Raw genomic sequence first — 19,507 nt, 5'->3', positions numbered from 1 at the left:
GCGGAAACTGCTTCGCGGCGGTCCGCACGAGTTGTCCGGCGCTTGACGTGCCTCGGTCGGCGTGATGTTCTTCGAAGGTCACAGTTCGTCGCCGTAGCGCTCCTGACCGTCCGGGGGTGTAGGCACCCGTCATCGATAGGGCGACCGTGAGGCCGTCGTGTCCAGTTCTGTGAATTCTGTTCGTCGATCGACGATTGCCCTGTGGATCGTGTTCTTCGTCAACGGCGCCGTCCTGGCGAGTTGGGCGCCGCGCATTCCGCAGGTGAAGTCCGAGCTCGTGCTCACCGATGGCCAGCTGGGGTGGGCCCTTCTCGGCATCGCCGCCGGCTCGGTACCGGCACTGTTCGGCACCGCACGGTTGTTGGAGCATGTATCTGCTCGAACCTGTTGCGCGGTGGCCGCATTCGTGTTCGCTGCTGCCTTGCCTGGGATCGGGGTGGCGCCCAACGGGTGGTGGCTCGGGGTCGTGTTGGCCGGGCTCGGCGCTGCCAGCGGGTGTCTGGACGTCGCGATGAACACCGCCGCCATCAGGTATCAGGACGCTGTGGGGCGGCGGGTTCTCTCGCGTCTGCACGGTGGGTACAGCCTGGGCGTTCTCGTCGGCGCCGCGTCCGGTGCGCTCGCCTCGTACCTCGGCGTCACCGTGGTCGAGCACTTCTCGACGATGTCTCTCGGTCTCGTCGTGCTCGTCGTTGCGTCATCGGTGTTCCTACCCACTGACGCCGTCGACTCCGAGGGCCCGACCGGGCCGATGATCGGCAAAGTCGTGAATGGTTCCACCGAGAACAGGTGGGCGCGGTGGCTGGCCATACCGGTGTCGGTGGGCGTGATTGCTGTGGCTGCGCTGTTGGCGGAGGGGATGGTAACTGACTGGTCGGCTCTGGTGGTGGCCCGCGATTTCGGCGGCGGCGCCACTGTCGGCGCGGTGGCGGTGGTCGTGTTCAGTTCTGCGATGTTCCTCTCGCGGTCGTTCGGTGACGTGGTCGTCGATCGGTTGGGGTCGGTTGTGACCGTGCGGTGTTCGGCGGTGGTGTTGACGGCTGCCGTCGCGGCGGGGTTTGTGGCGCAGAGCGGTCCGTGGCCGGTGGTGGTAGCTCTCGGTGTCGCGGGGTTGGTGTTGGGTCCGTTGTTTCCTCTCGCGATCACCGACGCCGCCGACCGCACCAGCGGGGGTGCTGCTGTCGCTACCGCGCGTGTGAGCGCCGTCGGGTACAGCGCGTACCTCGGTGGGCCGCCGGTGGTGGGATTTCTGGCTGACCACGTCGGACTGCTCACGGCGTTCGTTACTATCGCCTGCTGTTGTGGCGCTGCGCTTCTGGTTGCGTCACGGTCGTAACAGGAAGGCCAAAAATTTCGAAGTTCAGCACCAACATCACCGGTAACCACGACGGTCGATACGAGCGGCCGGAAGAGGTGCGGAAACTGGCCGGCAGTGCACTCATTCAGGAATTGCCGGTCGGTGAGATGTGCGTCCGCAGTGACGATTTCGCGAGGATATGGGCAGAACACACCGTGCGGCGGTGTACGGATGGGTTCAAGGAACTCGACCACCCGATCGCGGGTCGGTTCGATGTGTCCTTCGAGGTGCTCCACGCAGCGGATTCCACCGGGCAACGACTGCTCACGCACTCACCGATCGACGACATTGGCGAACGGGCCCTGTCGCTTCTTGCACTGGAAGCCGACGACACGAACGAGCGCAGCGTGACCCGAGATGCCCCCGTTGGTTCTTAGATGCCTCGGCTGAACCTTTCTCTGCTGAGGCCACGACCTGGCCGAGGTTGTAGGCGCGCACTCACGCGGGTGCGGAAACTGTTGAGCGACAACGTTTTCTATCGAACGACTCAGGCGCGGGTCCGTACGCGTCGGTAAGCCGCCGACTTCTCGCGGTTCTGGCACTGAAGGCTGCAAAACCGTCGCTGCTGATTCCGCCCGCGGTCGAGGAACAGTCGTTCGCACGAGCGACTGGCGCAACGACCGATGCGGGATGCCTGACCTGTGCTGTAGGCCACTGCCAGGGCGGTGTAAATTCCTCCAGCCCAGCCGTCCGCGAATGATGTTGCGCGCGTGTGAAAGTGAAGTACGTAGCCGTTTGGACCGTTCTCGATGTACGGGGTGACACTCGACTCGGCAAGGTAGTTGTTGACCAGTTCGATGACCGTGTCGTGATCACCGGCGGCGACCCGGCGCAGCAGATTGTCGAGTTGCTCCGCCAGTTGCGCGACGCTGGTCCAATCGTCGGCGTTCTCGGGGGTTGCGTAGTGGTGGGTCTCGAAGATCCACTCGGGACGGGCGTGCACGCCACCAGATAGGGACCCGGCGGCGTGGGCGTTCGCGAGGTCCACTGCTACGGCGATCCGTTCGAGAACGTCACTGTTGAACGTGTCCACGGAACCTCCCTACTCTCACTGCTCATGGACGCTACATCAGTGACGGGAACGCCGATCCTGTCCGTTCACGAAACCGACCGACGTACACCGCGGGCCGAACTTGTTCGGTTGTCCCAGGCTGTGGAGCGACATCCCGAGGTGGCTACCGATCCACGTGCGGCCACGACACTGTTGGAGGAAAGTGTCTGCGTGACGCTGGGAAAGCAAGCAGCGCTGTTCATGCCGACAGGCAAGATGGCTCAGCAGATCGCGTTGCGCGTGCACGCGGACCAGGCCGAGGGCGGGCGAGCATTCGTCGGGCACCCCACTAATCATCTGTCTTTGTGGGAGGACGAGAACTATGCGGTGCTGCACGAGATGCACGCACGGCTGGTGGGCGACCGGAACGAGCTGATGACCGCCGACAACCTGCGCGCCGGCATCGGCGCGGATGTGGCCGCGGTGATGTGGGAGCTGCCGCAACGTGAACTCGGCGGGGAACTGCCCTCATGGACCGATTTGCAGACCCAACTCGCGACGGCCGGCGCGGCGGGTGTTGCCACGCATCTCGACGGGGCGAGGGTGTGGCAGACCCCGCCCTTCTACGACCGGCCTCTCGACGAGATCTGCGCCGGTTTCGATTCGGTGTACGTCTCGCTCTATAAGGACCTCGAAGCGCCGAGAGGAGCGGTCTTGGTCGGCGACGAAAACTTCATCGCTGGTGCCCGCAGGTGGAGGCACCGCCTGGGCGGGACCATCGACGAAGCGTGGCCTCTCGCACTGCTCGCTCTCGACGGAATGGAACGGGCGGCGTCTGCGATGCCTGCGTACATGGCGCACGCGCAGGCCGTCGCCGCCGCGATCACGGAACGCACGCCGGCCACGGTCCGACCGAACCCGCCACATACGGCGATGTTCCACCTTCATCTGCCCATCGGACCAGCCGCGGCCCTGCACGCGCATCGGCAACTCGTCGACGAAGGTGGGCCCAGGTTGGGTCTGCGAATCCGTACGAGTCCCAACCCAGCGCATTGCTCGATCGAATGCTCTTTCGGGGAGGCGTCGCTGGCCCTCGACCCGACTCTGATCGCCGATGCAGTGAACAGACTGATCAAACTCGCAGGACCGTAACGTTCGGGCACCCGCCAGTGCTGCGACGGCTAGACAAGCACCCGACACATTACTGCGGGTACTGTCCTGCAACGCCGCGCCCGCAAAGCGATTGGTGCGGAAACTGATGCGTCGCCTCCGACATCGGCGCGCCTCCAGTTGTCAGAGTCGTCGGTCGAGAACCTCAGTTCCGGTGTCAGAGAGTTCAGTGCGGGACGAGCGTGCTCCGGACCTCGATGTCACCGGGGTGGGTGCGGCCGAGCCATTCTGCGAAGGAGCTGTCGATATACAAACAATCGATGGTCAGAGTATCACTGCCGTCGTCCTCGCGCTGAGAACCTGAACCGAAAATCGAATCATCCGTCGAATGAAAGTCGCTGTGTTCCGTGGCAGCAACCTCGTCGGCGAGTGTCCACCCCTTGCCGTTCGGGTTCATGACACGGACGGTCGTTTTGCTCGGAAATGTGGGTCTGACGATTCTGTCCACCGATGAGACATCGACACCTCCGTCTACCCAGCGTCCGGTAAGCGTGACCCACACCCCGTCCCAGTCCTGGCCGAAGACGCTGTAGCGCAAGGGGACCTTTCGTGACACATTTCGCGGGTCCGGGAACGGTGTGTTCGGTGCGAGGTGGGCGGCGCCGGATGCGTCGATGGTGACGACGCCTGTACCGATGACTTCGGATCTTTCGTGCACGATGTACGTCGACAAATCCATGAACCGAGTCTGCCCGTGCGCGAGAGGGTGCGTCAACGTCACGGACGGATCTTGGCGCACCTGGGAACCCCGCTACCCGGTTCTCGCTATCGCATGCCAACTGGATCAGGGTCCGCCGAACTTGCGATTTCAGGTGCGAAAACTGCACCCCCCCAATATCTGTCGTTCTGGACGGGTTTACCGCTCGTAGTTGTGTTCGGTCGCCGGATTCCACAAGTGAAGTTGCAGAAGCAGTTGCGTCGCATGGATTTGTGCAATCGGGTTCAAACCAACGGCGTCGTTCAGCTTCTGTAGTTGTCTAGTCAAGCTGACCGGACGCGGCGCTGGCGATGATCGGTCGGAGCCACTCGATGAATGTTCCTCGATTGCGCGGAAGGTTCTGGGCCACGATGTACTTGAAATCGCCGGTCCGCCAGGTGCCGTGACCCTCGACGGGTGCGAAATGGAGTGTCAGTGTGAACGGTGCGGGTTCGCGGCCTGACATGTGTTGCCAGTCGCGGACGATCTCGCTCACTGGATCGTGCAGCCCTTGCGCGCGCTCGTCCATAAATTGCTCAGCGCGTTCGCGCCCCAAAGGTGCGAACCATCGTGCTGCGGGTTCGAGGTGCTGTTCGTAGGCGGCGCGCAGTTCGGGCGTGCTGTCGAAGAACGGCGAGGTCGGCGATTCCATCCCGAGGTCGGCATTTCCTCCGGGGCCGGTGGCTTCTGCCCACCGTTGGTTCCATTGTTCGGTCAGTCGACTGCCGGCGGGGGTCGAATCTTTGTCCTGAACGGTCGGATAGACGGGCGGGAGCACCGGTGCGGCGGTGTGCTGAATAACTAGCTTGTCGCGGATGTAGAGCAGGACGGCAAGCCCGAGTGGGTCGGACGTCGCTGCTCGCCAGCTGGGTGCGCCGTCGGGCCTGAGGATCTGCATGGTGCGAGTTTGACACGTCCGGCTTGGCTTTGTCTGCCGCAGCCGATGACAAAGTCGCTCGTTGTGCGACAGACGAATTGACGGCATCCATCGCCGAGCAGACCAGGGCAGAAGTACGTCGACCGCTACAGTCGGGCACGGGGTGACGAGCGATAGCGCGGACGAGATGCGTGAACCGAGCCTGATTGCCGCTCCGCCCGTCAGATCCTTACCCAATACCAAACGGCTCACGGTACGGAAACTACGGCGCCAGCAGTGAAGGGCTCAGTTGTGCTCGCTGTCCGCCGAGAGAATGGGTCGCATGAACGTCCGCTCGTATCGCAGGACGCACTTCGATTCATCGCGAATTGCGTTCGCGGCAAGGAACTCTGGATCGGAGTCGAACAGCTTCCGGTACGTCTCGTAGTCGGCGAGGGAGGGGAACGAGAACAGCGCCAGCGCGCGATCGCTGGCACCCTCGCTGGGGAGGAAGTATCCGTGATGGGTTCCGTCGTGGGTGTTCACCAGGGCAATCCACGCGCGAGCGAATCGTTCGAACTCGGTAATCTGTTCGGCATCGACTGTGTACTCCACAACGCATGTGATCATCTGAGCTCCTCGTCTCGTGCCACCGGGCGGACCGGCAGACAATGGATGGCGAAGTGTCGGTCCGCCGACACAGTAACGCCCGTGTTCCCCCGCCCGCTCTAACTCGATGGTCAGCCCCCACCCATGCGCCGCAACCGTATTCGTGGCGTCAACGCGTTCAACACCCACTGTCCATGAGCCTGCGCATAGAACTACTGTTCGAGTATCGTAGGCCAGTAGAGTCGAGAGTATGTTGCTGCCGAATCGAGACCAGATTCAGCTCGAAGAGGTCCTGAGCGCCCTCGGACACCCGGTGCGCCTGGCGATCGTCGCCGCTCTCACCGACGGTGATCAGCACCGATGCGGTTCCATCGTCTCCGGGGTGTCGAAGTCGACCCTGACCCATCACTGGCGGGTATTGCGCGACGCCGGGGTGATCTTCCAAGAGCCGTCCGGCCGCGAGAACCTACTCTCGCTGCGCACCGACGACCTCGACGCGCGGTTCCCCGGATTTCTCACCTCCGTGACACAGGCCATGGCAGAAGACCCATCGCTCCGAGCCTCTATCGGCGACTACCTCGACGCACTGCCGCCGTTCCTCTCGGCCTGACCCAGCTGATCCGCCCCGGCCACAGGTTGCCGTCCACTCAAATAGGACTACTGTTGACGTACAAACGTCCCCTAATTAGTAGGAGGTTCCATGAGTGCACCGACACCAACGCGCCGTCTGGGCTGGTCCCTGGCCTTGCTCGCGTTCGCGCAACTGATCTTCTCGCTCGACATCAACATCGTGTACGTCGCACTGCCCGACATCGGCGCCTCACTGGGCTTCGACGGACAAACACAGCAGTGGGTCGTGAGCGCCTACACCGTGTTCGCGGGCGGGTTCCTCCTCTTCGGTGGCCGCGCCGCCGACCTACTCGGGCGCCGCCGCATCTTCATCACCGCACTCGCCATCTACGCCGTCTCCTCCTTGGTGGGAGGCCTTGCGACGGAACCGATCCTGCTCGTCGGCGCACGAGCGGTCCAAGGTATCGGCGGCGCACTGCTGCTCCCGTCGACCCTCGCCCTGATCGGAAACCTGTTCGCCGAAGGACCGGTTCGCAACCGCGCCTTGGCCATCTGGGGCGGCGCCGGCGCCAGCGGCCTCACCTTGGGGGCTCTCCTCGGTGGTGTCCTGACCCAAGCCTTCGGATGGCCGGCGGTGTTCTACGTCAACGTGCTCCTCGCCGGCGTCGCCGCCGTTGCCGCGTTCATCCTCCTACCCAAAGACATTCCCTCAACAGAGCGCCGCAAGTTCGACCTCCCCGGCGCTCTCACGGTGACCATCGCAGCCACACTATTCGTCTACGCCCTCGTTCAAGGGCCGTCGGACGGGTGGGGCTCGGCAACCATCGTGGCAGCGTTGCTCGTCGCGGTCGCCTCGGCTGTCGCATTCGTCGTCATCGAGAACCGCACGGCGGATCCGCTGATGCCACCGAAACTGCTCGGCAACCGCAACGTCGCCGTCGGCGTGCTCGTCACCTTCGTCTACATGGGCACCTTCGGCGCACTGCCGTACTTCCTCACCGTGCTGCTACAGAACGTGCACCAATTCTCCGCCCTGCAAACAGGTTTAGCATTCCTCGTGCCGTCCATTGCCATCGCGACGGGCACCCAGGTCGGCGAGCGCCTCGTCAACCGCGCCGGAGGGCGCGCAACACTCCTGATCGGCTTCGCCATCGGCCTACCCGGAACGATCGTTCTCGCGCTCGGCTTCTCCCAGGGCGCGTCCTACTGGGCCATCGTTCCCGGGCTGGTCATCTCCGGGTTCGGACAGGGAATCGTGTGGACCGCGATGTGGATTGTCGCAGCGACCGGCGTCGCACCGGACCAGCAAGGTGTCTCCAACGGGCTGGCGTCCACGGCGCTCAACATCGGCAACGCCATCGGACTCGCCGTGCTCGTGGCCATCTCGGCCGCGTCCGGAACCCACATCGCCGATGCCGCAGGCGGTGACCGAGTCGCCGTACTCGCCGCAGCAGCGCTGATGGTGCTCGGCGTGGTCGCCGTTGCATTCCTGCCAACACCGAAAGCGGTCGACGCCGAACTCGAAACCGAGAGGGATCACCACTCCACTGGGATTCCCGACACGGACCGACTCGGCGCTGATCGCTGAGCGCTGATCCGAGGTCGGCGGACTAGCTTCGAATCTCCTCGCCGATTTTCGGCGAACCGCGATCGACGTGGCGATGGGCTCTGTCAGGAACGCGAAGCGTCCGGGTTTGCGGGCGGTAGGTGAGTACTTGCCTCTTGCAGATTTGAGGCGGTGGACACGAGCAGGGCACGTGTGGGTCCGTCACCGAGTCCGCGGACGGAATGGGCGTGCGCCGATGGGAAGTGCAGGGCATCACCCGATTCGAGGTGGACGCGCTCATTCCCGATGCTCACCTCGACCGAGCCGTGGAGAATGTAGAGCCATTCTTCTCCGGAGTGGTGAGCGGTGGGGGCGTCCGAGGACGGCTGGATGGTCAACAGGACTGCACTGATTCCCGGATAGTGTCCGGACAGGGGCGTCATCGCACCGTTGGCGGAGTCGTAGGGCGCGTGATCTCCGGCGCGCACCAGATGAAACGTCTGAGCCGGCTCTTGGGCAACGAGTTCACTCAACGACATCTCAAACACGCGCGCGAGCTCGATGAGTGTGCCCACCGATGACTGTCGACCACCCGACTCGATCCGAGAGAGCTGCGTGGTCGACAAGCCGACCCTCTGACCCACGACTGCGAGGGTCCAGCCTCGTTCGCGTCGAAGGCTCGCGATCCGGCGTCCGATCCAGTTCTCGTCGGTGGGGTGGGCGGACATGGCACGAACTTTACCCAAGAAGAATCCGGGAGTTTGCCCCATGGGTCATCAATATTGCCCATGGGGTTGTTTTCTTTCCGGCCTACTGCGATGGTCGTTTCGGGACAAGCTATTCGGTGTGCCCACGAACGATACGAACGTCGCCGGCCCGAACATGGATCCGGTGGCGATCAGGGACGGAGTAGAAGTGACCGATATCGACGCGCAACGACCGCTCGGTGAACCCCCGGCAGTACAAGCGAGAACACCCTTGTCGGTCGTGGGTGTGGGAGCCGCGGTGGTGGCGATCGTGTTGCTGGGCCTGAATCTTCGTCTGGTCTTCGGTAGCGCGTCGGCGATGATCGTCGAGATCCGTGGTGCGTATGGCCTCGGCGCCGGATCTGCCGCGCTGCTGACCACCGGTCCGGTCGTGTGCCTCGGCGTGTTCGCTGTCGCCGCGACTCGTGCGGTCCGCAGATGGTCCGTTCCTGCAGTGTTGACGGGGTGCCTGATGCTGGTGCTCGTTGGTACGGCTCTGCGGGGCGTTGCGGGATGGCCGGTCCTCGTGTTCGGGACGCTGCTGGCCGGGGTGGGTATCGCGGTGGCGAACGTTCTCGGCCCAATTCTGATTCGCCTGCTCTTCCCGCACCGGCTCGGAGTGATGACGGGGTTGTTCACGGCACTGGTCAGTGCAAGTGCGGGCATTGCGTCCGGTGTGACGATCCCGCTCGACACGTCCGTGTTCCACAGCTGGCGAATAACACTCGTGGCCTGGGCGGTCCCGTCCGTGTTCGCGGTCGCGGCGATGGCGTTGGTGGCGTGGCGGTATCACCGCGGCGCCGACCACGAGGCGGCGGTCACGGCTCCGCCTTCCACGGCCCGCCCTTCCACGCCACGGCCTTCCGCTCCTGGGTGGGAGGGCGGCGTGCTGCGGTCGCCGACGGCATGGGCGGTCACCGGTTTCATGGGACTGCAATCTCTGTTGGCCTATTCGATGATCGCGTGGCTCCCCACGATCTACCGAGACCGCGGCCAGACAGCGGAAAGTGCTGGTTTGTTGCTGACTGTGCTATCGGTTTCGAGTATCGCCACAGCGCTCACCGTCCCCGTGGTCGCAGCTCGGTTCCGTCGACAACGTGGGCTCGCGGTGGCCGTCGTCGCGTTGTCCGTCGCGGGATTGATCGGCGTTCTCGGCGGGGGAGTGGGTCTGGCGGTGGTGTGGGCGATCCTGCTCGGACTCGGGCAGGGAGGCCAGCTTTCGCTGGCCCTGACACTGATCAACCTTCGGGCCCCGGACACGTCGACGGCGACGAGCCTGTCGACCATGGCCCAATCGATCGGCTACCTCGTTGCGGCTCTGGGGCCGATCACCGCGGGCGCGATACACGGCGCCACCGGTTCGTGGACCACACCGCTCGTCGTGCTTCTCGCGGTGATGATCCCGCTGACGTTGTGCGGATGGACGGCCGGGCGCGGTGCCCCGGCAACGATGCGCACGTAAAAGCGCACTTCCGAATGTCTGACTAGCCGAAGGCAGGGGAATCACTGCCTATCGTCGTGGGCGGTACAACCGGGGCAGCGTTGACCGGTCGGCCCATCGACAGCTGCCGACCGTTGTGAAACGAAACTGCCCCCGGTCTTCGCCGCCACATGTCACAGCTGGATCAGGGTCGGCCGAGCCTACGAGGCCAGGTGCGGAAACTGACGTTTACGTCGGGCGTGCCAGAGGACTTCGTGTTCGCACGTCGACAAAGGTGTTGATCTTTGCAGTCACCTGCTCCATGGTCGGACCTGCGTGCTCGTCGCTGCAGCGACCAGTCGGAACCGCCCAGCCCAGGTGACAACGGTCTTTGTCTACCGGGCCGACGTCGATGGACTCCGTCAGACTTCGGAAGACGCTCGACCCCGGAACTCGCTCAACACTTACTCAACACTTTGATCTCGGTTCGGATGGTCCCACCTGAACTTGGGCGGACACTTTAACTCCTGAATCGGCAGCTCAGGGGGGTGTACACGGATCCAAACCGGTCCGCGAAACCGTGTGAGTTACTACCAGGAGGTTAGGGGTTCGAATCCCTTCGGGCGCACAGGAAAAGAAGCCCCGAACTGCAGAGATGCGGTTCGGGGCTTTTTCGTTGCACATTGAATTCTGGCGACGCGCGGGACGGCGAAGTCGTATACCGCGGACCGTTGGCCCGGCAAGTGACCGACCTCGCGATGACACTCGGCCTTCGCTGGACTTACTGAAGTCAGCGCCGGCACCGATGGTCGTTCGATCACATGGACGAGGCCGCGAATGTCAGAAACACGATGAACAACCCGGCACCCCCGAGCGCCGCACCGATCACAGCTTCACGACCGTTGGACGCGTCGCCATCGACCGCGCGGCCGAGACCGATCCAGCCACTGATCACGGCGACGAGTCCGGTCGGGATGGTCACGAAGTCTCCGACGAACGGCACGAATGCGCAAATGACCGCCACGATGCCTGCCACCAACGCCAGGCTTCCAGCCCCGTCGCGAAACATCGACTGAGGAGCGGACTTGCGCATCATCACATCTCCTATCGAGTGCACCAGCACTGTTCCGGCTTGTTTTCGCGGGAAGCCGACGACGACTTCATAGTAGTGACCTATAGCCGGGCGGTGGCAGTGATGCAACATGCGCGGTCGGACCGACGTGTGCGGCCGGAAGTGAAACGCAACCCAAAGCCGCGCTGTTGTGAACCTCAGCGCTCCTCACGATCGAGGCCACCCGAACCGATCGATGCTGCGGCGTCGTTCTGCGTGATTCCACCCGAATTGCTGTGCCTTCGCGAGCCGCGAAACCGCAGATCAGGGGTCTGTGTGGAGTCACGGTGGCCCGTTGATGGTGTGGAGTCGATCCGGTGAGGTCAGGGGTCGGAACAGCGAAGACTTCGGTCGACGGTCCGGCTCGAATTCCAGGTCGTATCCGAGGCGGGGCCAGGGGTTGGAGTTGCCAACAGGGCAAATACGGCGTTATCTAAGATGTCTATGACTTCCCGAACGCACATACCGGTCGATTCACCCGACCCCGACCGTCACGAGGTCGACGCCGGGCAAAGCGGGACGTCGTCTGTCCGCCCACCTCGACTCGACAGAGTAGTTTTCGGTGTCGCAGCCGCGGTCGTGGTTGCCATCATCGCGTGGGGACTGGCGAAACCCGACAACCTCGAGTCCGTCACGTCGTCGACGCTGAACTGGCTCGTGACCAACCTCGGCTGGCTCTTCATCCTCGCCGCCACCGGTTTCGTGATCTTCTCGCTGTACCTGGCCGTATCCAAGTTCGGACGTATCCCGCTCGGAGCAGACGGCGAGAAGCCGGAATTCAAAACCGTCAGCTGGATCGCCATGATGTTCAGTGCCGGGATGGGCATCGGCCTGATGTTCTACGGCGTCTCCGAGCCACTGACACACTTCGTCACACCGCCTCCGGGAACGGACGGTGGTGTCGGAACAGCGATGGCCACCACCATGTTCCACTGGAGCCTGCATCCGTGGTCCATCTACGCGGTGATGGGCCTGGCAATCGCCTACGGCACGTACCGCCGTGGGCGCAAGCAGCTCATCAGCTCCGCGTTCATTCCCTTGATAGGTCGCCGCGCCGAGGGCCCGATCGGCAAGGTCATCGACATCTTGGCCATCTTTGCGACGCTGTTCGGAACTGCGGCATCACTGGGACTCGGTGCGCTGCAGATCGGTTCCGGCTTCGAGGTGGTCGGCTGGATCGGTGAGAGCGGCACCCTGTTGCTCGTCGCCATCGTCGCGTTGTTGACGCTGGCGTTCGTTGCGTCGGCGGTCTCCGGTGTCTCCAAAGGCATCCAGTGGCTCTCCAACACCAACATGGTGCTTGCGCTGGTCCTCGCCATCTTCGTGTTCGTCGTCGGCCCGACGGTGTTCATCCTCAACATTATTCCGACCAGTATCGGCGACTACGCGTCTCAACTGTTCGACATGTCCGCCCGGTCCGCAGCGAACTCGGATCCCGAGACGGCCTCGTGGCTCTCGTCCTGGACCATCTTCTACTGGGCGTGGTGGATCTCCTGGACCCCGTTCGTCGGAATGTTCCTGGCGCGCATCAGCCGTGGCCGCACCATCCGTGAATTCATCGTCGGTGTCATCCTGATCCCGAGTGCGGTGTCGTTGGTGTGGTTCGCAATCTTCGGCGGTGCCGGTATCGGTGAACAGCAGGACGGAATCGACCTCGCGACCCGCGACAGCACTGAGTCACAGCTGTTCGGAATGCTCGAAAACCTGCCCCTGTTCGGCATTTCGACCGTTCTCGTCATGGTGCTCGTCGGCATCTTCTTCGTCTCCGGTGCGGATGCGGCGTCGATGGTGATGGGATCACTGTCGCAGCGCGGAACGCTCGAGCCGAGCAAGTGGGTCGTCGTGTTCTGGGGCACGCTGACGGGCGCAACCGCGGCGATCATCCTGTGGACCGGCGGTTCCGACGCACTCAACGGGCTGCAAACGATGACCATCATCGCCGCAGCACCTTTCGTGGTCGTCATGATCGGTCTGTGCGTCTCGCTGTACCGGGACCTCAGCAACGATCCGATGATTCTTACTCCGCCACCTCGACGCAAGAAAGACAAGGTCACCTAAGGCCGCACGAGATGGAGCCCCGAACTGCAGCAATGCGGTTCGGGGCTTTTTGTGTCAGCTCTCGGGAGACGTGGTGCGGTTCAACAGGGCCCACAGAAGTTCGTGCAGAATGCACAGGGCAACAGTCGTCGACATGACCCACCAGAAGCCGATGTCGTACACGGTGACTCCGAGCAGACACGATCCGTCGGGGATGGTCCAGATTCAGCGCCGTGATTCCGGTGGTCCTGAAGCACAGTATGTGTAATTACCTTGCGTGATCCGAAGTGGGATTACGCTTGCGTGAGCAGTGGGCGCACAGAGGAATCTCGAGGAGCCGTGATGACATGAGATCGGTGTTCGCGATGCGCTCCAGCTACGAAGAGCAGGGTATCCACTTCATGGGTGGGCTCCTACCGCTGTCGTCCGAACGCACGGTGTCCGGAGCTTTCGACCTCAAACTGGCGCGAGATCATCTCTTCATCGGCGACGGCGAGTCGGATTTCATCGGGACGTGGCGTGGCAGTCGCGTGCAGTTGTATGCGGTGTCCCGTCGGGCGATCGACGTGATAGTCAATCCCAAGGTCGCAGGCGTTCGCATCGATCGCGACACTGCCGCTCGCCATTCGTTCGGCCAGCTGAGCCCCGATGCCATCACTTTTGCCTCGGGAAGGCGAGCCGACTTCAAGGAGCGCAAGAGAAACCTCGTGGTGGCGACCGGTTCGACGTCCGCGCTGGAGGCAACTCAGCGTGCAATGGACCGCCATCTGCCTGCAGTCGATGATTTGGCCGGTCTCGACCTGCGTCCACTCGTCACGGTCTGCGTTCGGGAGGCCGTCGCCGACGCGATGTGGGGTGAAGCCGCTTCGACGCCGGTGCGGTACGTCGACCGGGACGGACAGACGCGCAGCCTCCCGTTCGCCGAGGCACTCTACGAGAACTTTCTGCGGTTGCGTAAGTTCGCGAATACCTACGCGATGAGGGTGGAGCCGAGGCTCCAGCACATCGCATTCACGCGTGAGCAGCGCCTGATGCGGTTGAATACACGCGCACTGCGGCAGCACATGTCGCGGATGTCGAATCGGTCGCCGGACTCTACGATTGCCGGCCGCCTGGAACTTCTGCACCGGGCCTCCGGATTCTCCCCGGGCATCATCCGTGACGACACCGCGACATCGTTCGTCGCGGCGGTGGACACCACTCGTACCTCCATTCTCGCGACGCTGAAACATGTTCTGGCTCCAGTGAACACGAGTTGGAAGGCGCGCATCGCTGCGGTCGATTCCGACGCTGTGGATGCGTCTGCGGTTGTCCGCGCATGTGTGATGGAGGCGATGCGCGTCGATACCCCTGGGTCGGTCTTCAACGGTCGGGTCATCGAGGACTTCGACCTGAGCGTCGGCGACCGAGAGATACGGCTTCATCGAAACACGTTGATAATGCCTAACATCCATGCCATACATGCGCTCGGTGGGCCGACGTTCGATCCTGCTCGGCTGCTGACACATTCGGCCGAGGACACCGCACCGTCGGTGCTGCCGTTCGGTAAGGGACCGAGGTCGTGTCCGGGAAGATCGTTCGCTACGTCGATGGTCGCTACGTTCGTCGCAGCTTTCTTGCGTGCATACCCGAACGCGCACCTCGACCCGACGCAGCCCGACAACGGGTATCCGATTCACACTGCCTCCGAACACGGCCTCGTCGTCGTACTTCGCACCTGACGAGCCTCCCGTATCGGTGACCGGCCGCACCATCGAGCAGATCGCGATCAGGCGGAGGGAATGAACGATTCGCGGTAGCCCATGTTCTCGCTGATCTCGGCTGTCGCGGCCAACACATCCGGGACGATGGCCCGCATGCGGGTTTCGTCGAAGCGATATACCGGACCGGAGACGCTCAGTGCCGCAGTCGTCTTGCCGGTGTAGTCGAGAACCGGAGCAGCGATGGCATTGAGTCCGGTCTCGTATTCTTCGACGACGACTGCGTACCCGAGGGACACCGCGGCCTCGAGTTCGGCCGTCAGACCGGCCTTGGTGGTGAGTGTGTGCTCGGTGTAGCGGCGCAGGTCGAGCGAATCGACGAGGTTCCTACGGGTGTCGGCATCCAGCGCGGCGAGCAGTACCTTGCCGCTTGCGGTGGCGTGCAGGGGAGTCTGTTCCCCGATCCAGTTGTGGGTTCCGACCGAACTGGGACCGCGAGCCTGATCCAGGTGCACGGCTGTATCAGCCCGCAGCACAGCGATATTCACTGTCTCCCCGAGCTTTCCGGCGAGGCGTTCGCACACGGCGTGGCCGTATTCGGTGATCTCCAAGCGCTCGGGCACGGCGGCGGCAAGCCGGAGAACCCCGAGGCTGAGCCGATACTTGCCGCGATTGTGTGTTTGCATCACCATGTCGTGTTCTTCCAGCGACGCCAGCAGCCTCGACACAGTGGACTTGTGCACACCGATCTCGGTGGCGATGGCGCTGACACCCGCCTCCCCGAGCCGCGCCACGACCTCGAGCACCCGAAATGCGCGGTCGACGGATTGGACGCCACCCTCCGGGGCACGGGTCGAATCGTCGCTGGCCACTCCCGTGACTATACGTAACAGCTTGTCACCAGCGGTGTCCCCCCGCGGACTGCAGCACTCGAGGGGGGACTAGATGACGGCTCGAACGGCCTCGTCGAACTCGGTCACATGGGCTCGGGCGATCGCTGCCGCGTCCTCGGCGTCCCCGGCCGCGATCGCCCGAAGCATTGCGGCGTGAGTACCCACGTGATCGGCCAGCGGGGGCAGTCGATCGAGCAACAACCAGAAGATGCGGGTGGCGAGATTGTTGTACCGAATCAATGCATCTTCGAGAATGGGGTTCGATGTGAGCCGGTACACCGTGCGATGCACCTCCGCGTCCCACTCGATCAGGTCGTATCGGCTCGGCGGCGCAGCCTCGAACTTGTCGGTGCGGTCGGCCATCCCCAAGAGAAGCTGACGTTGCGTCGCAGAGGCGGCGACGGCGGCCTTCGCTGCCGCCAGCGGCTCGAGCCGTCGGCGAATCTCGGAGATGTCGCCCAGATCGGCGACGTCGACAGAGGTTGCAAAGGTGCCTCGCCGGGCGTGTGAAACGACAAGTCGCTCGTACTCGAGCCTCTTGAGCGCCTCGCGGACCGGGGTGCGACCGACTCCGAGTTCGGCGGACAAGGCCGATTCGACGACGGCGTCGCCAGGCTTGATCGTCAACATCACCAGTTTGTCGCGAATCGCCGCATAGGCGATGTCCGCCATGGTCGCCCCCGGATCGACGGGTACCCCCGAAGATTCGGGAGGGCCAGACGATACGACCTCGACACTCATAGTTGTCGATCCTATCGAGACCTCGACCTCGATCAGCCCTCGATGCGGTTCTTCAGCCATTCGTGGAAGACGCCGATGTGGTGCTCGCTGCCGACGAGGACTCCGCCGTCGCGGTACTTGCGGGAGCTCATGGCGGGCTGGCATCGTTCGCACGCCTCGAAGTCCTGCAGGTTCACTCGATGGAACAGTTCTACCGATTTCTGCAGATCCCGTCCCGAGGCAACGACGCCGGGCAGGTACAGCCAATCGCATTCCACCAGAGTGCGATCGGCGGCGAGCGGATACATCCGATGGATGATCACGTGATCAGGGACGAGGTTGACGAACACCTGCGGCCTGACGGTGATGGCGTAGTAGCGCCTGTCCTGTTCGGGCGCGATGCCAGGAATCGAGTCGTGTCCCTCGGAACCGTCGAGCGTGAATCCCTTGACCGACTCCCCGAATTCGGCTCCGTGACCCACGTAGTACTGGGCGGCATAGCCGTCGGCGAATTCCGGAAGCACCTCGGTGAGCTCCGGGTGGATGGTGGCGCAGTGGTAGCACTCCATGAAGTTCTCGATGATGAGCTTCCAGTTGGCATTGACGTTGTAGCTCACGCGCCGGCCCAGGCCCAGATCTTCGATCTTGTAGCGATCGATCGACTCGACGTCACCGAGTCGGTCGCGGATGTCCTGCACCACAGTCGTATCGAAAGACGCCGGGTTGTCGCTGAGGTTGACCCAGACGTAGCCGAGCCACTCCTCGACGGACACCGACGACAGGCCGTAGCGAACCCGGTCGATATCGGGCATCTTGGTGAGATTCGGTGCAGCGATGAGCTTTCCGTCGAGGTCGTACGTCCAGGCGTGGTACGGACACTGGAACGATCGCTTGACCTCGCCCTTGTCCTCCATACAGATTCGCGCACCGCGGTGCGCACAGACATTGAGGTAGGCCTTGATCGCGCCGGTGCGCGTACGCGTGACGATGACGCTTTCGCGGCCGATCTGCACGGTACGGAAGGCACCGGGCTTGTCCAGATCCGCAGCACGGACCGCGCAGATCCACAGCTCCTCGAAAATCTTCTCCTGCTCGAGCTCGAAGATGGCCGGATCGGTGTAGTAGCGACCGGGGAGGGTGGAGATCAGACTCTCGGGCAGGGGAAGAGAAGTTGCGGGCGGCGTGGTGTCGGGGATGGTGGTCACTTCGGTCCTCCGTACGTGGCCGATCTTGGCGGATCGGTGACGAGACGTCAACTGGGATGGTGATTACGACGGTCGGCTCTTGGAGTCTGTGGTGGATGTCAGACCGCTCGAGCCGGAGCCGAGAGTTGTCGACGCCAGCGGGTGAACAACCGAACCTGATTGACACCGAGTACGCCGACCGGAAGTCCGTCGGATCGATACACGGCGAGGAAGCTGCCGAGTTCGGGTGAACCCTCCTCGATCGTGCATTCGCTGTCCGGTCCTGCCGTTCCAGCGAACTGAATGCGAGACCCGTACTGGTCGGACCAGAAGTACGGGGGCTTGACGTGCTGGCCGCCGTAGCTGCCGGCGAGCAATGTGGCTACTGCGACGGTGGGTCTTTCGGCCGCGCCGGCCCAATGTTCGACGCGCCGATGGGTACCGCTCGGATCGAGCCATGCGGCGCAGTCGCCGACTGCCACCACCCCCGGCAGGGCGGTCGCGCCGCCGCCGTCGCACAGTATCCCGTTACCGAGTGCCAGCCCGCTGGTACGGAGCCAGTCGATGTTGGGGATTCCGCCGATGCCGACGACCACGACGTCGGCTTCGAGGAGTCGTCCATCGGCGAGTCGTACGCCCGTCACTCCGTCGGTGCCGCTCAGCCCGTCGACGGCGATCCCGCAGATCAGTGTGGTGCCGTTGTCGCGGTGCAGATTGCCCACGGCACTGCCCAATCGTGCACCGAGAGGCCCGGTGAGCGGCGACGGTGCGGCTTCGACGACGGTGACGTCGAGTCCCAGTTTCCTTGCGGTGGAGGCTACTTCGGCTCCTATGAAGCCTGCGCCGATGACGACCAGACGCGCGCCCGGCGCGAGTTCTGCACGCAGCCGATCGGCATCGTCGATAGTTCGTAGAACGTGCACACCGGAGAGATGGTCGGTGCCGCGAAGCGATCGCGCGCGCGAGCCGGTGGCCAGGATGACGCCGTCGGACGTGAGTTCGGCACCGTTGTCGAGGGTGACGGTGCGACGCGAGCCGTCGAGTGCGGTGGCCGTACGGCCGAGAATCCAGGTGGCATCGAGGTTCTCGTCCTCGGGTTCGAGCGCGAGGGTGCTCGCGTCGACATCGCCGGCCAGGTATTCCTTCGACAGCGGTGGGCGATCGTAGGGTCGGTGGTTCTCGGCACCGACGACGGTGACCGAGCCGTCGAACCCGGCCGCCCGCAAGGCGCGCGCCGAGCACAGGCCCGCCAGGGAGGCCCCGACGATGGTCACGCTTTTCACGAATGCCTCTCGGCGGCCAAACGGCCACGAACGTCGGGCGGAAGATTGGGGGTTGCGGTACTCAGCTCGATGTAGATCACCCCGTTGTCGACGACGACGGTGTGCGTACGAACCGGCAACTTCGCGGGGGGAGCGTCGACGGCACCGGTGCGCAGGTCGAACGTGGACGCGTGCAGCGGACATTCGACCGCGCATCCCTCCAGCCACCCATCGGCGAGCGACGCGTCCTGATGCGTACAGGTGTCGTCGATCGCGAAGAGCTGGCCGTCCTCGGTGTGGAACACCGCCACCGGAGGGGTGGTGCCGACGCGCACGGCTTCGCCGCCGGGGAGGTCGGCCAAGGGACACACCTCGAGCATTCGGATCCCTTCTGTATTGCCATGCGGAACACGTTCTACTCACCGCAACAACAGTGTGGACATCGCCACGAGAGCGTGTCAATAGGAGACGGCAGTTTTCACCCCTGCGAAACACGATGTAACGAGATTCGGACACACCGCACCTGGTGCACGCTGAACAGGTGATAAGCACGTACAACGAACTGTCGCTCAGTGTGAGGTCGCTCCGGTAGGCGACGCGGGCAGGGGACGGAGAACCCCCGCGCACGGAGTCGAGGT

The 19,507-nt window shown here is 63.5% G+C and carries 19 protein-coding genes; 8 read left to right on the top strand and 11 right to left on the bottom strand.

Annotation, left to right across the window (positions count from 1 at the left end):
• Window positions 1–157 precede the first annotated feature (157 nt).
• Both QM797_RS01230 and QM797_RS26280 read left to right on the top strand, forming a co-directional pair.
• A complete protein-coding gene (locus tag QM797_RS01230; protein WP_283273321.1) occupies window positions 158–1,336 on the top strand; it encodes an MFS transporter in 1,179 nt (392 codons plus the stop codon).
• A gap of 128 nt (window positions 1,337–1,464) precedes the next feature.
• Window positions 1,465–1,734, top strand: a complete 270-nt coding sequence (locus tag QM797_RS26280) for an MmyB family transcriptional regulator (protein WP_502942286.1) — start codon at window positions 1,465–1,467, stop codon at window positions 1,732–1,734.
• A 110-nt stretch (window positions 1,735–1,844) separates the two neighbouring features.
• On the opposite strand, the gene QM797_RS01225 is transcribed toward QM797_RS26280, so the two are convergent.
• On the bottom strand, window positions 1,845–2,390 hold the full coding sequence (locus tag QM797_RS01225; protein ID WP_283273320.1) for a CGNR zinc finger domain-containing protein: 546 nt from the start codon (window positions 2,388–2,390) through the stop codon (window positions 1,845–1,847).
• A gap of 24 nt (window positions 2,391–2,414) precedes the next feature.
• Here QM797_RS01225 and QM797_RS01220 point away from each other — a divergent pair, with 24 nt between their 5' ends.
• Window positions 2,415–3,500 (top strand): threonine aldolase family protein, encoded by a 1,086-nt coding sequence (locus tag QM797_RS01220; RefSeq protein ID WP_283273319.1) that lies wholly within the window; start codon window positions 2,415–2,417, stop codon window positions 3,498–3,500.
• A gap of 184 nt (window positions 3,501–3,684) precedes the next feature.
• Here QM797_RS01220 and QM797_RS01215 read toward each other — a convergent pair whose 3' ends face one another.
• From QM797_RS01215 to QM797_RS01205, 3 genes are all read right to left on the bottom strand, one after another.
• Entirely contained in the window at window positions 3,685–4,197 is a 513-nt protein-coding gene (locus tag QM797_RS01215; RefSeq protein ID WP_283273318.1) for a hypothetical protein, read from the bottom strand.
• Between the two features lie 298 nt (window positions 4,198–4,495).
• Complete coding sequence (locus QM797_RS01210) at window positions 4,496–5,113, bottom strand: hypothetical protein (protein ID WP_283273317.1); 618 nt, start codon at window positions 5,111–5,113, stop codon at window positions 4,496–4,498.
• Window positions 5,114–5,377: 264 nt separating this feature from the next.
• Window positions 5,378–5,701 (bottom strand): NIPSNAP family protein, encoded by a 324-nt coding sequence (locus QM797_RS01205; RefSeq protein WP_283273316.1) that lies wholly within the window; start codon window positions 5,699–5,701, stop codon window positions 5,378–5,380.
• Window positions 5,702–5,930: 229 nt separating this feature from the next.
• Here QM797_RS01205 and QM797_RS01200 point away from each other — a divergent pair, with 229 nt between their 5' ends.
• Entirely contained in the window at window positions 5,931–6,290 is a 360-nt protein-coding gene (locus tag QM797_RS01200; RefSeq protein ID WP_283273315.1) for an ArsR/SmtB family transcription factor, read from the top strand.
• 90 nt (window positions 6,291–6,380) lie between these two features.
• The gene (locus QM797_RS01195; protein ID WP_283273314.1) at window positions 6,381–7,838 is read left to right on the top strand and encodes an MFS transporter; all 1,458 of its coding nucleotides are present in this window, start codon (window positions 6,381–6,383) and stop codon (window positions 7,836–7,838) included.
• A gap of 83 nt (window positions 7,839–7,921) precedes the next feature.
• Here QM797_RS01195 and QM797_RS01190 read toward each other — a convergent pair whose 3' ends face one another.
• A complete protein-coding gene (locus tag QM797_RS01190; RefSeq protein ID WP_283273313.1) occupies window positions 7,922–8,524 on the bottom strand; it encodes a helix-turn-helix domain-containing protein in 603 nt (200 codons plus the stop codon).
• Between the two features lie 118 nt (window positions 8,525–8,642).
• Here QM797_RS01190 and QM797_RS01185 point away from each other — a divergent pair, with 118 nt between their 5' ends.
• Window positions 8,643–10,004, top strand: a complete 1,362-nt coding sequence (locus tag QM797_RS01185; RefSeq protein WP_283273312.1) for an MFS transporter — start codon at window positions 8,643–8,645, stop codon at window positions 10,002–10,004.
• A 775-nt stretch (window positions 10,005–10,779) separates the two neighbouring features.
• Here QM797_RS01185 and QM797_RS01180 read toward each other — a convergent pair.
• On the bottom strand, window positions 10,780–11,058 hold the full coding sequence (locus tag QM797_RS01180; protein ID WP_283273311.1) for a hypothetical protein: 279 nt from the start codon (window positions 11,056–11,058) through the stop codon (window positions 10,780–10,782).
• Window positions 11,059–11,517: 459 nt separating this feature from the next.
• Here QM797_RS01180 and QM797_RS01175 point away from each other — a divergent pair, with 459 nt between their 5' ends.
• Both QM797_RS01175 and QM797_RS01170 read left to right on the top strand, forming a co-directional pair.
• Window positions 11,518–13,131, top strand: a complete 1,614-nt coding sequence (locus QM797_RS01175) for a BCCT family transporter (protein WP_283273310.1) — start codon at window positions 11,518–11,520, stop codon at window positions 13,129–13,131.
• Window positions 13,132–13,457: 326 nt separating this feature from the next.
• The gene (locus QM797_RS01170; RefSeq protein ID WP_283273309.1) at window positions 13,458–14,831 is read left to right on the top strand and encodes a cytochrome P450; all 1,374 of its coding nucleotides are present in this window, start codon (window positions 13,458–13,460) and stop codon (window positions 14,829–14,831) included.
• Between the two features lie 47 nt (window positions 14,832–14,878).
• Here QM797_RS01170 and QM797_RS01165 read toward each other — a convergent pair whose 3' ends face one another.
• The 5 genes from QM797_RS01165 to QM797_RS01145 all read right to left on the bottom strand — a co-directional run bounded on the left by QM797_RS01165 (window position 14,879) and on the right by QM797_RS01145 (window position 19,249).
• Window positions 14,879–15,682 carry an IclR family transcriptional regulator gene (locus QM797_RS01165; protein ID WP_283273308.1) on the bottom strand — a complete coding sequence of 268 codons (804 nt, stop codon included), beginning with the start codon at window positions 15,680–15,682 and terminating at the stop codon, window positions 14,879–14,881.
• Between the two features lie 69 nt (window positions 15,683–15,751).
• On the bottom strand, window positions 15,752–16,444 hold the full coding sequence (locus QM797_RS01160; protein ID WP_283273307.1) for a GntR family transcriptional regulator: 693 nt from the start codon (window positions 16,442–16,444) through the stop codon (window positions 15,752–15,754).
• A gap of 32 nt (window positions 16,445–16,476) precedes the next feature.
• Window positions 16,477–17,628 (bottom strand): aromatic ring-hydroxylating oxygenase subunit alpha, encoded by a 1,152-nt coding sequence (locus QM797_RS01155; RefSeq protein ID WP_283273306.1) that lies wholly within the window; start codon window positions 17,626–17,628, stop codon window positions 16,477–16,479.
• A 98-nt stretch (window positions 17,629–17,726) separates the two neighbouring features.
• Window positions 17,727–18,890, bottom strand: a complete 1,164-nt coding sequence (locus QM797_RS01150) for an NAD(P)/FAD-dependent oxidoreductase (protein WP_283273305.1) — start codon at window positions 18,888–18,890, stop codon at window positions 17,727–17,729.
• Window positions 18,887–19,249: a bifunctional 3-phenylpropionate/cinnamic acid dioxygenase ferredoxin subunit gene (locus QM797_RS01145; protein ID WP_283273304.1), complete on the bottom strand. Its 363-nt coding sequence runs from the start codon at window positions 19,247–19,249 to the stop codon at window positions 18,887–18,889. The genes QM797_RS01150 and QM797_RS01145 overlap by 4 nt, the downstream gene beginning before the upstream one ends.
• Between the last annotated feature and the right edge of the window lie 258 nt (window positions 19,250–19,507).

It is taken from the genome of Rhodococcus sp. IEGM 1381, assembly GCF_030056795.1.
Lineage (GTDB): Bacteria > Actinomycetota > Actinomycetes > Mycobacteriales > Mycobacteriaceae > Rhodococcoides.
The sequence above is the reverse complement of the archived record's forward strand: the minus strand, read 5'-3'. Positions and strand labels throughout refer to the sequence as shown.

Excerpts from the sequence above, each read along its gene's own strand:
- QM797_RS01145 (WP_283273304.1), bottom strand. The coding sequence starts at position 19,249 with ATGCTCGAGGTGTGTCCCTTGGCCGACCTCCCCGGCGGCGAAGCCGTG.
- QM797_RS01220 (WP_283273319.1), top strand. The coding sequence starts at position 2,415 with ATGGACGCTACATCAGTGACGGGAACGCCGATCCTGTCCGTTCACGAA.
- QM797_RS26280 (WP_502942286.1), top strand. The coding sequence starts at position 1,465 with ATGTGCGTCCGCAGTGACGATTTCGCGAGGATATGGGCAGAACACACC.
- QM797_RS01210 (WP_283273317.1), bottom strand. The coding sequence starts at position 5,113 with ATGCAGATCCTCAGGCCCGACGGCGCACCCAGCTGGCGAGCAGCGACG.
- QM797_RS01160 (WP_283273307.1), bottom strand. The coding sequence starts at position 16,444 with ATGAGTGTCGAGGTCGTATCGTCTGGCCCTCCCGAATCTTCGGGGGTA.
- QM797_RS01215 (WP_283273318.1), bottom strand. The coding sequence starts at position 4,197 with ATGGATTTGTCGACGTACATCGTGCACGAAAGATCCGAAGTCATCGGT.
- QM797_RS01200 (WP_283273315.1), top strand. The coding sequence starts at position 5,931 with ATGTTGCTGCCGAATCGAGACCAGATTCAGCTCGAAGAGGTCCTGAGC.
- QM797_RS01175 (WP_283273310.1), top strand. The coding sequence starts at position 11,518 with ATGACTTCCCGAACGCACATACCGGTCGATTCACCCGACCCCGACCGT.
- QM797_RS01180 (WP_283273311.1), bottom strand. The coding sequence starts at position 11,058 with ATGATGCGCAAGTCCGCTCCTCAGTCGATGTTTCGCGACGGGGCTGGA.
- QM797_RS01195 (WP_283273314.1), top strand. The coding sequence starts at position 6,381 with ATGAGTGCACCGACACCAACGCGCCGTCTGGGCTGGTCCCTGGCCTTG.
- QM797_RS01170 (WP_283273309.1), top strand. The coding sequence starts at position 13,458 with ATGAGATCGGTGTTCGCGATGCGCTCCAGCTACGAAGAGCAGGGTATC.
- QM797_RS01190 (WP_283273313.1), bottom strand. The coding sequence starts at position 8,524 with ATGTCCGCCCACCCCACCGACGAGAACTGGATCGGACGCCGGATCGCG.
- QM797_RS01205 (WP_283273316.1), bottom strand. The coding sequence starts at position 5,701 with ATGATCACATGCGTTGTGGAGTACACAGTCGATGCCGAACAGATTACC.